Here is a 12,078-nt window from a genome sequence, read left to right on the forward strand (position 1 = left end):
GCTGCTTTCAAGACTTATTTCTTCGCTTTTTTAACGACAACTGTTGTTTTAGTACTTGTTTGTTTCAAGTCATTTTTAAGGTAGACATACAGCTTCGCTCCTGCTTTTTGTTTGGCAATCTTCACAGAGAACGTGCCTTTAGTCGTGACTGTTCCTTTGGCGATGACTTTTTTCTTTGCATTTTGGATATAGACATGCGCTTTCTTCTCACCAGTACCGGTTACTTTCGTTTGACCAGCTGTTACCGGCTTCACTTTTGGCGCGGCCGGAGGAGCAAGAACTGTTACGACAGTGGCTTTACTCGAACGGTTGGCAATGTCTTTGACCGTGACGGCAAGACGGGTGTTTGGTTGCAGTGCTTTAACTTTAACCGCGAACTTCCCTTTGCTGTCGACGACCGCTGTTCCGACTACTTTGTTTTTCGGATCTTTTACCGTAATCTTACCGTTCGCAATCGCGGTACCGGTGACTTTCGTCGCTCCGGCCAATACGCGGTTCACTTTCGGGGCAGCTGGAGCTTTCCCTGGCAAGACTTCCGTCCGTTCCGATGTGACATCCAGACCGTTCGTGTAATGAATCGTCAACACAGTCGTCTTTTCCTGACGCGGAATCGTCACACTGTATTTACCGGATTTAGCTGTTGTGTTTGCTAAGGTAATCGTTTCTTTCTTTTCTTTACCGTTTATCATTGTTGTCTTGATTGTCGTAATTTTAACTTTTGTTCCGGTTTTGACTTGTCCGCTGACAACAAGCTGATTGTCATAGACCGGATTGACTTTTCCGTTTAAATGCAATTGCGAGATGGCACGTGTGATGTTGACTTTTCCGTATCCCGATACCGGACTGACGAAAGCCGGGAAGTCTGGTGTCCGTTCTTTCTCATAACCCGGTGGATACTCATCTTCCATATCGTCTTCTTCATCGTACCAGTCATTTGGATTTTCAAAGGCAAGCGGCTCAGCACTTGTCCGTAAGATCGTCTCGATTTGTTTTGGTGTCAATTTAGAATCGAGTGATGCCAAAATGCCGGCAACCGCTGCAACGTGCGGAGCTGCCATGCTTGTTCCGTCCATGTAGACCGTATTTCCGTCCGGAACAAGACTTGCGATTTTTGAACCTGGTGCGACGACATCAAGTCCGATGCCGTAGTTCGAGTAATCAGCGACCATACCGAGCGGATTCGTTGCTCCGACCGAAATCGCGTACTCTGAGCTCGCCGGGAAGCCGACCATTGAATCGTATTCGTTACCTGACGCCGCGACGACCGTTACACCGTGATCTGCCGCATATTTCATCATGTATGCCATTGTCCGGCTTTCCCCGCCGCCAAGACTCATGTTGATGATTTTCGCTCCGTGATCGACCGCGTATTTAATTCCGAGGGCAATCGCATCCGTTTCCCCTTCACCGTTGGCATTCAATACCTTAACAGGAAGAATTTTTGCCGACTGATGGATACCACGGATGCCGTAATCGTTTTCGAGAGCGGCTGCAATGACACCCGAGACGTGCGTACCGTGACCGTTATCGTCAATGGCATCACCTTTTCCATTCACATCAACGTAGTTCTTTTCCTGGGCAATATCAACTTTCCCTTGGAGATCCTTGAGGCGGTAATCGACTCCTGTATCAATGACGGCAATCGTGACAGGCTTCAACTTTTGACCAGCATTGTTTTTCAGGAATTTTTCGAATCCAATTCCTGCATCCGGGAACTGTTCAACCGTCGACTTTTGATTGAGCGACCATTGGTAGTCATAGTTGATATCTCCTGTTGCCCGGTATGTCTGGACTTGTTCGACATACTCAACAGCACTTGATTTTTTCAATGATTGTTTCAGGACTGCTGCCGACTGATTTTTAACTGTCGGATCTTCCGTGACGATGACGAATTCGCCTGTTTTACCCAGCGATAACTTCTCAACGTCTGTTGCCTGTGTACCGGCGATTTTCATCGTCCGCTCGGTATGACCCGGTTTCAACTTCACGATGAACCGTGTTTTCGCTTCTGATTTAACCTGAATACCAAACGGTTTAAACGCTTCTGTTAAGTCTGAACCGCCGATCGTTTCAATGTTCGCCGTTTTCGCGACTTGATTGATTTCCGTTGCGATGACTTCCGGTGATGCGTCACGTGTCAATGCGTATAAGCGATTGACCGCTGCCTGATCGGTTTTTGTCAATGTGTACGCTGTACCGTTGACGAGAGCTGTCATAGCCGGCTTCAACGATTTCAAATCCTCGTAGGCTTGTGTCCGTTTATCTTTGTTGAACAACAACGTTTTAACGACGTATGGTGAAGCCTTATAGTACAACGAAGTTAAGTTGCGACCTTGTTCCGATTGGCTCAGTACTTGTTTTTGAATGGCGTGCATCAAGGCAAGCATCGGTTTTTCATCTGATGTTTGTTTGAGTGCTTCTTCCGCCATACAGCTCATATCACTGATCGGCTCGTATTCGACCGCCAGTTTGACATTGTTGTATGTCAACTTGACGTTGGCTGGTTTGACCGACTTGTCTTCTTCGATTTCTGGATAATAATCGACCTTGACGTAGTATGGTCCGTCCCAGGCATAAGGAACAGCAATTTTTGTAACCTCTTTATCGTTAGGTTCTGCATATCCGCGGTAACGGTCAAAGGTCTCGTCTTTTGATGCCATTTCCTGACTCGGGTAAGCCGTTACTTCAATCGGCTGATCCGTATCGATTGATAATTCAAAGTGTGTCGCCGTTTTTTCAATCCCGGCCTGGTGTTCGACCTTGTACCAGTATGTATTCTTTTTTTCGGCTCCGGTTTTAAGAACCGTTTCCTGACCTGCTTTTAATAAGACGGCTTCCGACAATTCACTTGCCGCTGCCGTTTTCACAGCTGACGGTCCGATTCCGAGTGTCAGAATCAAACAGCTCAGCATGAGCCAAATCGTTAACTTTTTCACGATGTTCCTCCTCAAGATATGATCTTACATTGTTTACAGTATAAACAATATTTGGATAAAATGGATAGTTATTTTCGGAGCGGCTACCTTACATTTTCGAAAGAAAAAGGGATTTTTCACGAAAGTGAAAAATCCCTTTTTAGCTGATTATTTAAATTCAGAAGCATACTGACCGTACCCTTCTTTTTCAAGGTCGGCTTTCGGCACAAACCGTAAAGCAGCCGAGTTCATGCAATAACGTAAACCAGTCGGCTCGGGACCGTCATTAAAGACGTGACCAAGGTGGGCATTTCCGTGCCGGCTTCTGACTTCCATCCGCTTCATTCCTAAAGCAAAGTCGCTTTTTTCAATGATATTTCCTTTTTCTAACGGTCGGATGAAGCTCGGCCAGCCGGTTTTCGAATCAAATTTGTCTTTTGATGAAAATAACGGTTCACCGGAAATCAAATCGACATAAATCCCGTCTGCTTTTAAGTCATGGTACGGATTATCAAAAGCAGGCTCCGTTCCGTCTTCCTGGGTGACTTTATACTGAATATCCGTCAATTTTGCTTTGATTTGATCGTCGGTCAATTTTGAATACTTCGGTAGATCGAGTTTTGGCTGATCATTCCAATATTGATTGATGAACTCATCACGTCCGGATGCAGCCCGGTAGAATTTATATTTCGTTTCACTCTTCAAGTAATAGTCTTGATGATACGCTTCCGCCTCGTAAAACGGACCGGCTTCAATCAACGGTGTGACAATTTTTTTATCAAAGATACCGCTCGCAGCCAAATCCTTCTTCGACTGTTCCGCAATCTGTTTTTGTTCCGCATTCGTATAGAAAATCGCTGTCGTATACGACTCCCCCTGATCGACGAATTGACCGTTCGGATCGGTTGGATCGATTTGACGCCAGTACACATCCAGCAGTTGTTTATACGAAATGACATCCGGATCAAACGTAATCAGGACCGCTTCCCGGTGACCGGTTGTCTCCGCCGATACCTGGTTATACGTCGGATCTTTCACCTCTCCGCCGGTATAACCGGAAACTACTGACTTCACCCCTTTTAACTCTTCAAACGGCGGCTCCATACACCAGAAGCAACCGCCTGCAAGAATGGCTGTTTCTTCTTTAGCATATGTCAGCTCTTTACTGCCGCTTGATTTTGCCTGTTGCTGCTGAAAGATAAAGTAGCCGCCAATCATGATGGCAATCAATGCCACGACTGAAAGAATCGTCAACATCCGTTTCTTCATCTCCCTTCACCCTCCTTTTTTAAGCTTACGTCCCCCACACCCGGACGGATGTCTTTTTTCTAATGTACCTTGATTTCCCACAGTTTGTCGCCCGGTCCGCTCTCATTCGGCACATTCAAAATAGACGATTCATCTTGTTGAAAAAGGGAAATGAATCTAAGATACTAAAAAACCGGGAGGGGTATTTATATTTGATTACACGGTCACGTCGAACTACTCAACAAAAGAAACAATCGAACGTTTAAAAGAAGAACTTAGTCAGGTGTCATTTGGTGTTTTGTGGGAATTTGATTTAGCAAAGAAATTTGCCGAAAAGGAATTACCATTTGACGATTTATACCATATCCTCGAAGTTTGCAATCCGAAGGAAGCCCACCGTGTCTTATCGGCTGAACGACGGGCCGGCTACTTCTTACCATGTAAACTTGCTATCTATACGGAAGGTGGGCAAACGAAGATTGGCATGCCGCGTCCGACGGCACTGATTGGTCTGGTCGAAGAAGACGAACTGAAGCAAGTCGCACTGGACGTCGAACAGCAACTCGTCGATGTCATTGAAAAGAGCCGGCTTTAATTGAATGGCAAAAAAACGATACTTTGCTGACGTACAAGCAAAGTATCGTTTTTGTTTTGTTCTTTTACAAAATATCAATCCAGATTTTAATCGCTGTCGCTAAAATCAAGACCGCCAAAATGATTTGTAGAATCTTCGTATTCATCTTTTTTCCGGCAATTGCGCCGAGTGGTGCCGCAATCAGACTGGCGACAACCATGATGGCTGCCGGTCCCCAGTCGACCTGCCCTGTCGTAATCTTGCCCACTGTTGCGCCGATCGACGAGATAAACGTAATCGCGAGCGACGAAGCAATCGTCATCCGGGTCGGGATTTTTAAGACGACGAGCATGATTGGGACAAGCAGGAAGGCTCCCGCCGCTCCAACGATTCCTGCCCCGACACCCACGATGAATGCGGCACTCGCTGCAATCCCTTTATTGAAGCGGACCTGGTCAAGCGGAATATCATCCAGTCCTTTTTTCGGGACGAACATCATGACCGCTGCCGTTAAAGCGAGAATTCCGTAGACGAGGTTAATCGTATTTTCCGCGAGCACATTCGATCCGTAAGCACCGATGAAACTTCCGATCAGAATGGCACCACCCATCGTCACAATCAACGACTTATTCAGGTATCCGCCTTTCCGGTACGCCCAGACACCGCCGATCGTCGCGAAAAAGACTTGGATCGCACTGATGCCGGCGACTTCATGGGCTGAAAAGGCGGCAAATCCGAGCAACGGTGGAATGTATAACAGCATCGGGTATTTGATGATTGAACCACCGATTCCGAGCATTCCTGAAATGTATGATCCAACGAATCCAATCAAAAAAATGGTAATGATAAATCCAATTTCCATTTAATTCACTCCTTTAAAAAGGAGGACTGTCGCCAGCCCTCCTTCAACTTGAATTACCCTTTTTGGATCCAGAATTTTAAAACGCTGGCATCTTCTTCGTGTTTGACGAGCTCATGGCCGCCTGATTTTGCCCATGCCTGTAAATCGTTTTTAGCCCCTTTATCGGTTGCATGGATTTCAAGAATCTGTCCGGATTCGAGTCCGGCGATTGCTTTTTTTGTTTTAACGATCGGCATTGGACATGCAAGTCCTTTTGCATCTAATACGAGTTCTGATTTCATAATTGTAATTCCTCCTGAAGTGATTTTTTTAGTTTAGCGAACGGCACATCGGTTTGGACCGACTTCCATCTCACGTTGTGCTTCGAGATCCGGTGTCTGTTTCCCCATGTTCGTCTCACGGATTTCCTGGTACGCATTCGGTTGCAGCGGCAAGTTTTCTGTCACCATTTTCCGGAATGTTTCTTCGTCTTCGATGTTCAAGCCATGATTGTTGGCAAGTAATACATCGAGTTTCTCCGCGACACTTCCGTCTTCGTTTAACTCTTCAATCAACATGAAGTGCGCCGGCAATACGACAAGGTCTTTTGATAGTTCCCGGTACGTGTTGTAAAGCGAATCCCGTAAGTCGCCGACCCAGTCTTCTGCAAGTCCGGCTAAATCCGGACGCCCGATTGAATCAATAAACAAAATGTCGCCCGTCAGGAGATAACGATTATCGACAACGAACGAAGTCGATCCGATCGTATGTCCCGGGGAATAAAGTGCCCGGACATCAATTTGTGTATCTCCTACTTGAACGTGGCTTCCATCTTCGAGCGCTGCATAATCAAACGTGACGTCTTTAGCGTCTTTTGGTGGCAGCCAGTATGTCGCACCTGTTTTTTCCGCAATTTCACGACCACCTGAAATGTGATCGGCATGAAGATGTGTATCAAAAACATGTGTGATTTCAAGCTGACGTTCTTTTGCATAGTCCAGGTAAACATCTGTCATGCGTGTGGCATCCACGAGGACGGCTTCGCCTTCCGAGATGATCATGTAAGACAGGCAGCCTTTCCCGATCCGGACAAACTGAACGACTTCGCCACGATCTGCACCGGTTTCATTTAATGATCCAAGTGAGATCGGCTCGAGGTGTTCGCTCCAGGCTTTCATTCCGCCTGCAAGATACGAGACCGTCCGTCCTGCTTCTTCCAATAAATCCGCGACAAAAATGGACGATCCTTCTTTCGCACAGACGACGAGCACGCCCTGATCGGTCGGCAATTGATCTAAAATATCTTCCACACCATCAAGTAAATCAAAATATGGAACATTCAAAAAAGAAAACTGTTCGCCTTCAATTTTCCAATCTTGAAACGCGTCTTCATTCCGGACGTCCAAGATAAATAATTTCTCGCGGCGAATGATTTTTTGGGTGACTTCTTTTGTAGTCATTGCTTGTGCCATCTGTCTGATTCCTCCTGATCGTAATTTACGAATTAAACGGTTTGATTTGTGTCGTATTTCCAGTCACTCATACCCGGAACGACGTTTTGAACGTTAAATCCTTTAGCGTCGAGTTGTTGGCAAGCTAAGTCACTGCGGTTTCCTGTCCGGCAGACCACATAAATTGTTTTCGACGAGTCGAGTTCTTCGATACGTTCTTCCAGTTCACCGAGCGGAATGTTGACGGCACTCGGGATATGTGAAAACGCGTATTCCGCCGTTTCCCGAACATCCAGAATCATTGTATCCGCGTTGCCGCGAACGGCTTCGACCGTCTCGTTATTGACGACTTTTTGAAATGCCGGCGCTTCCTGATCATTACCGGAAGCTTTCCGGACGTAATGACGCAGAACATCACCCTCTTCAATCGTTCCGAGGTATTGGTTGCCTGTACTGTTGGCCCAAGCCCGAAGATCAGCCGTCGATCCTTTATCTGTCGCTTGAACCTCTACGACTTGACCCGGTTCCAGTGTCTTCATCGTTTTTTTCGTCCGGACGATTGGCATCGGACAAGCTAAACCACGTGCATCAAGTACGATATCTGTTTTGATTGTCTGCAAAAGTATTCGCTCCTTTTACCTCTAGGGGTATAATTAAAATTAAAAAAATTAGTTGGTTTTACCTTCGTACGCCATCATCCCGCCATCCATATTGATGACATCAAATCCCTGTCCTTCGAGATAAGTTGCGGCACGGCCACTTCTTGCACCAGAACGACAGACCATGACATATTGTTTTTTCTTATCGAGTTCGTTCATTTTAAACTCCACAAGACCGAGTGGAATATGAATCGCATTTGGAATTTTACCTTCTTTGACTTCATCCACTTCACGGACATCAATGATGTTAAGTTGTTCTCCGTTCTCTAGCTTTTCCTGTACTTCTTTTGCTGTGAATCGTTTCATTTGTTATTCCTCCTCGTGTTTTTTAACGCCAAGCATTCATTCCGCCTGACACTTCCGTTACTTGCGTATATCCGGCTTTTTTTAATTGTTTGACCGCTTGTTTACTGCGCATGCCACTCTGGCAGATTACGATGACTTCTTTGTCTTTCGGAATCTTATCGAGTTGCGTCGGCAAGACTTGGAGCGGAATGTTCTTAAATCCTTTAATGTGATTTCCTTTGAACTCACCCGGTGTCCGGACATCCAAATAAAACCGGGTCCGGTCACCTAACCGTTGCTTTAAGTCGGACGCCGACAATTTGTTGACACCTTTTGTCGGGGCGAACATCCGGTAAGCGAGAAAAGCGACAATCACTAGAAATACGATGTTCAAGATATCCACTTGCATCAATCCTCCTCGAAATTAGATGAACAGGTTGACGTTTCCGTCTTCAGCATCAGCAAGATACGCTGCCACGCCGGCATATTCGATCCCATCATGCAGTTCTTCCTGCTTTAAGCCGAGCAGATCCATCGTCATCGTACAAGCGACCAGTTTTACATCCTGCTCTTTTGCCAGTTCGATTAAATCGGGAAGCGGCATCGCATTGTGTTTTTTCATGACGTTTTTGATCATCTTTTGACCGGCGCCACCGAAGTTCATTTTTGAGAGCGGCATTTTGTCGGCACCGCGCGGCATGAATTTGCCGAACATTTTTTCAAGTAATGTTTTATCCGGTTGAATCGGTTCATCTTTACGCATTGCGTTTAATCCCCAGAATGTATGGAAAATCGTCACCTCATGGTCGTAAGCGGCTGCGCCGTTGGCGATGATATACGCTGCCATGACCTTATCGTAATCTCCACTGAACAAGACAATCGTTGTTTTTTTAATCTCTGACATCTGAAAAATCCCTCCATCTATTTTACCCTAAGGGGTATTAATCGTTTTAAATTTTTTTATCTACTCTTTAATAACAGTTGAACAGCTTCTGCTACAGACTGTTCGTGGTTATCAGCTGTTTCGTCATTCGTGACACAATCGATGAGATTTTCACTCACGACAAGTCCAATGACACGATCAATCGCGCTCCGTGTCGCACTCAGTTGAGTGACAACATCTTTACAGGATGCCTCTTCTTTCATCATCCGGGTAATGCCGTGAAGCTGACCTTCAATTCGGTTCATCCGATGAATGATTTTGTCTTCGTATACTTTTTCCATGTGAAGAACACTCTCCTTTTTACCGTGTGACCTGTGTCATATCTGTTGGCTACATTCCATACAATAATACCTATAGGGGTATATGTCAACGAAAAAGTTTTTATTCGGACTTACTGTGTTGATCGATCCATTTTTGAGACAGACGGGTCGTCTCTCCTTTAAGTGTAATGAATTGAAACATCCTTGGATCAATCTGCGAATCATCGTGTGTCTGAAACCGTTCTGATTCGAGCAGGCTTCCCGCCAAGCGTTCCGAAAGAATTGAGATTCCCGTTCCATTTTTGATTAACTGTTTGATTAAGCGGTTGGAATATACCGTGATGATCCGCTTCGGAACAATCGCTTGTGTCTGCAGCCACGTTTCCAGTGCCAAACGTGCCGCTGATCCTTCTTCCCGGTAAATCCACGTGGCCTGTTCCGGAACCAGCTGATGCTGACCGATGATGCGTAATCGATCTGTCGCAAAAGGAATGGCTTCGATTTGATGTGAGCGATGCACTCCTTCTACCATTCCTAAATCGATTTCGTAATGAAGCAAGGCCTGTTCGACTTGTTCCTGATTCATGACGCGCGCATCGACGGAAACATCCGGATAGACCAACAAAAAGTTGTGAATCATCTCTTCTAACATCGCCTCGTAGATCGTATGTGTCGCTGCAATTCTAAGCGTCCCGCGTGTAATGCCTTCCAACTCATCCATTTCCTGCTCGAGTCGGATCGCTTGGTGCAGAATTTCCTTGGCATGCCGGTACACAATCCATCCCGCTTCCGAGATTTCAATCGTCTTATTAAAGGTATGGCGATGAATCAAACTTTGTCCGAAATGTTCTTCCAGATGTTTTAAATGGAGACTAACCGTCGGCTGTGAAATGTATAAGCGGTCCGCTGTTTTCGTAAAATGTTTGGTTTCGACCAACGCGACGAAGGTCTTCAGTTCATTAAAATTCATGGATTCACCTCATTTATTTTTCTAATCGTTACCATCAGTATAATTCATTTTCCTAATCATTACTTTCCCCGTAGAGTCATCTGTATCACTTCACAGAAAGAAGGAATATGCTTGGATTTATTACTTTTTCTCGTACTTGGAGCCGCAATCGGCATTCTCTCCGGTTTTTTCGGAATCGGCGGAGGCATCATCCTGACCCCTCTTTTATTGATCTTAGGATACACCCCAAGCACCGCAATCGTCTTAAGTTTACTTTTGACACTCGGTTCGACGGTAACAGGCACCTTTGCCCATCTCCGTCAAAATAACTTTCACCTGCGGGATGCTGTTACGATCGGCGTTTCCGGTATCATCGGCTCCGCAGCGATTACGCCTGTCGTCTTTTGGATGGAACGGCACAGCGGTGCGGATACGGTCATCTCCACCCTTTACATCGTTCTGCTCCTGCTGTTTGCCATCCAGTTTTTGAAACCGGCTAAAAAAGTCATTCGGGAGACACCTGTGCCGCACGCCTCGTTCTATAAACTGGTCGCGATCGGAACCGCTGCCGGAATCCTGTCGTCCTTGATGGGCGTCAGCGGTGGATTCTTATTGACACCGCTTTTGATGGGATGGGTGCGTTTCCCGCTGAAGCAAGCAATCGGAACAAGTATTGCGGCAGCTACGTTGATTGTACTCGGCGGCGTTACGAGTTATTTCATGTCAGGTACCCAGGCACCGCTTGCTTTAGGAATCGCTCTAATCATCGGAGCACTCATCGGCTCACCGCTCGGCGCGTCATTCCTCAATCTCTTCAGCAGTCAATTCGTCAAAAAGAGTCTTGGCAGTTTTTATGCCGCTGTTGCAGCGAGCGTCTTCTTAAAAACCACGCATTTTGAACAACTCTCGTTACTTCTGCTTGCCTTGTTTACGACCGGTTTAATCGGTGTATTTTTCTATCAAAAAGTAAGTCAACGTCAAACAAAAGACTGCCCTTAACGGACAGTCTCTTGTTTGATTTTTTCGGGTTTTAAGACCTTTGCTTCTTTCTTTTGCCGCATCCGTTCAGCGTTCATCAATCCACCGAGCATCAGGACGACAGATGACAAATAGAACCACGTCATCAGGACGATGATTCCGGCCAGTTGTCCATACAAACGGTCGTAACTGCCGAATTCCGCGTAATACGAGAAGAATTCAGAAACAGCCTGCCAGGCGATTGTCGCAAACAACGCACCCGGTAAGACTTGACGGACTGTCAACCGGACACTCGGTAAAACACGATACAGCAGAATGAAGAAGACCAACAGGAACAGTGATCCGAGTCCCCAACGGAATAAAAACCAAATCCAGGAGTAGTTCGTGACGACATCATTGACGATCGCAAAATTCGTGATGAAACGCCGCGTTAACTTTTCAGCAACCGGAACGAGAAGCGACATCGGTAAGATAATCATCATTCCGACCGTAAAACCAAAGTCCTGCAGTAACCCTCTCCAAAACGGCACTTTCCGCGTGACTTCCAGCGCATCATTTAACGAACGGACCAGTGACTGGACCGACATCGAAGCGAGCCAAAAGGCTGCCAGGAAGCTGATCGAGGCCAATTTCAGACCCCCGTTATCAAAAATCCCGACGACATTTTTCCGGATTAAATCATAGGTTTCCGCCGGAGCAAACGGACGGATCAAATCGAGGACGTCACCCGATGTGAACGGTAAAAAAGACACAAGGCCCACTACGAATAATAAAAATGGGAATAAGGACAACATCAGATAATAAGCAAGCTGAGCCGATTTATCAAAAAAGGCTTCGCCAAAAAATCGGGCAAATACAGGTTTTAATAATGACATAACAATTTCCTCACTTTCGAATAGTTCTTTCCTCTATCCCCCTTTCCGTACACTTTTTAAACTTTTAACGTCTTTTGAACTTGTAAGTAAGCGTTTAACG

At 45.9% G+C, this 12,078-nt stretch carries 14 protein-coding genes; 2 read left to right on the top strand and 12 right to left on the bottom strand.

What is annotated here, in order from left to right; translation table 11 throughout:
• Window positions 1-14 precede the first annotated feature (14 nt).
• The gene (locus N7U64_RS14450) at window positions 15-2,936 is read right to left on the bottom strand and encodes a S8 family peptidase (protein WP_318930373.1); all 2,922 of its coding nucleotides are present in this window, start codon (window positions 2,934-2,936) and stop codon (window positions 15-17) included.
• Between the two features lie 147 nt (window positions 2,937-3,083).
• On the bottom strand, window positions 3,084-4,184 hold the full coding sequence (gene msrB / locus N7U64_RS14455; RefSeq protein ID WP_318930374.1) for a peptide-methionine (R)-S-oxide reductase MsrB: 1,101 nt from the start codon (window positions 4,182-4,184) through the stop codon (window positions 3,084-3,086).
• A 187-nt stretch (window positions 4,185-4,371) separates the two neighbouring features.
• Here msrB and N7U64_RS14460 point away from each other — a divergent pair, with 187 nt between their 5' ends.
• Window positions 4,372-4,758, top strand: coding sequence for a DUF302 domain-containing protein (locus tag N7U64_RS14460; RefSeq protein ID WP_318930422.1), 387 nt, complete (start codon window positions 4,372-4,374; stop codon window positions 4,756-4,758).
• Window positions 4,759-4,822: 64 nt separating this feature from the next.
• On the opposite strand, the gene N7U64_RS14465 is transcribed toward N7U64_RS14460, so the two are convergent.
• The 9 genes from N7U64_RS14465 to N7U64_RS14505 all read right to left on the bottom strand — a co-directional run bounded on the left by N7U64_RS14465 (window position 4,823) and on the right by N7U64_RS14505 (window position 10,146).
• A complete protein-coding gene (locus N7U64_RS14465; RefSeq protein ID WP_318930375.1) occupies window positions 4,823-5,599 on the bottom strand; it encodes a sulfite exporter TauE/SafE family protein in 777 nt (258 codons plus the stop codon).
• Between the two features lie 53 nt (window positions 5,600-5,652).
• Complete coding sequence (locus N7U64_RS14470) at window positions 5,653-5,880, bottom strand: sulfurtransferase TusA family protein (RefSeq protein ID WP_012369262.1); 228 nt, start codon at window positions 5,878-5,880, stop codon at window positions 5,653-5,655.
• 33 nt (window positions 5,881-5,913) lie between these two features.
• Window positions 5,914-7,050 (bottom strand): MBL fold metallo-hydrolase, encoded by a 1,137-nt coding sequence (locus tag N7U64_RS14475; RefSeq protein WP_318930377.1) that lies wholly within the window; start codon window positions 7,048-7,050, stop codon window positions 5,914-5,916.
• A gap of 32 nt (window positions 7,051-7,082) precedes the next feature.
• Window positions 7,083-7,649, bottom strand: coding sequence for a sulfurtransferase TusA family protein (locus N7U64_RS14480; RefSeq protein ID WP_318930378.1), 567 nt, complete (start codon window positions 7,647-7,649; stop codon window positions 7,083-7,085).
• A gap of 48 nt (window positions 7,650-7,697) precedes the next feature.
• Entirely contained in the window at window positions 7,698-7,994 is a 297-nt protein-coding gene (locus N7U64_RS14485; RefSeq protein ID WP_114597033.1) for a rhodanese-like domain-containing protein, read from the bottom strand.
• Window positions 7,995-8,016: 22 nt separating this feature from the next.
• Window positions 8,017-8,382: a rhodanese-like domain-containing protein gene (locus N7U64_RS14490; protein ID WP_012369258.1), complete on the bottom strand. Its 366-nt coding sequence runs from the start codon at window positions 8,380-8,382 to the stop codon at window positions 8,017-8,019.
• Between the two features lie 15 nt (window positions 8,383-8,397).
• Window positions 8,398-8,877: a DsrE/DsrF/DrsH-like family protein gene (locus N7U64_RS14495; RefSeq protein ID WP_014969361.1), complete on the bottom strand. Its 480-nt coding sequence runs from the start codon at window positions 8,875-8,877 to the stop codon at window positions 8,398-8,400.
• Window positions 8,878-8,933: 56 nt separating this feature from the next.
• Window positions 8,934-9,197: a metal-sensitive transcriptional regulator gene (locus N7U64_RS14500; RefSeq protein WP_318091325.1), complete on the bottom strand. Its 264-nt coding sequence runs from the start codon at window positions 9,195-9,197 to the stop codon at window positions 8,934-8,936.
• 100 nt (window positions 9,198-9,297) lie between these two features.
• A complete protein-coding gene (locus N7U64_RS14505) occupies window positions 9,298-10,146 on the bottom strand; it encodes a LysR family transcriptional regulator (RefSeq protein ID WP_318930380.1) in 849 nt (282 codons plus the stop codon).
• A 111-nt stretch (window positions 10,147-10,257) separates the two neighbouring features.
• Here N7U64_RS14505 and N7U64_RS14510 point away from each other — a divergent pair, with 111 nt between their 5' ends.
• Window positions 10,258-11,124, top strand: coding sequence for a sulfite exporter TauE/SafE family protein (locus N7U64_RS14510; protein ID WP_318930382.1), 867 nt, complete (start codon window positions 10,258-10,260; stop codon window positions 11,122-11,124).
• Here the strand turns inward: N7U64_RS14510 and N7U64_RS14515 are convergent.
• Window positions 11,121-11,978, bottom strand: coding sequence for a YihY/virulence factor BrkB family protein (locus N7U64_RS14515; RefSeq protein ID WP_318930383.1), 858 nt, complete (start codon window positions 11,976-11,978; stop codon window positions 11,121-11,123). The two genes, N7U64_RS14510 and N7U64_RS14515, sit on opposite strands and share 4 nt — an antisense overlap.
• Between the last annotated feature and the right edge of the window lie 100 nt (window positions 11,979-12,078).

Origin of the sequence: Exiguobacterium sp. K1, from assembly GCF_033721435.1 — a bacterium.
Classification (GTDB): Bacteria; Bacillota; Bacilli; order Exiguobacteriales; family Exiguobacteriaceae; genus Exiguobacterium_A; species Exiguobacterium_A artemiae.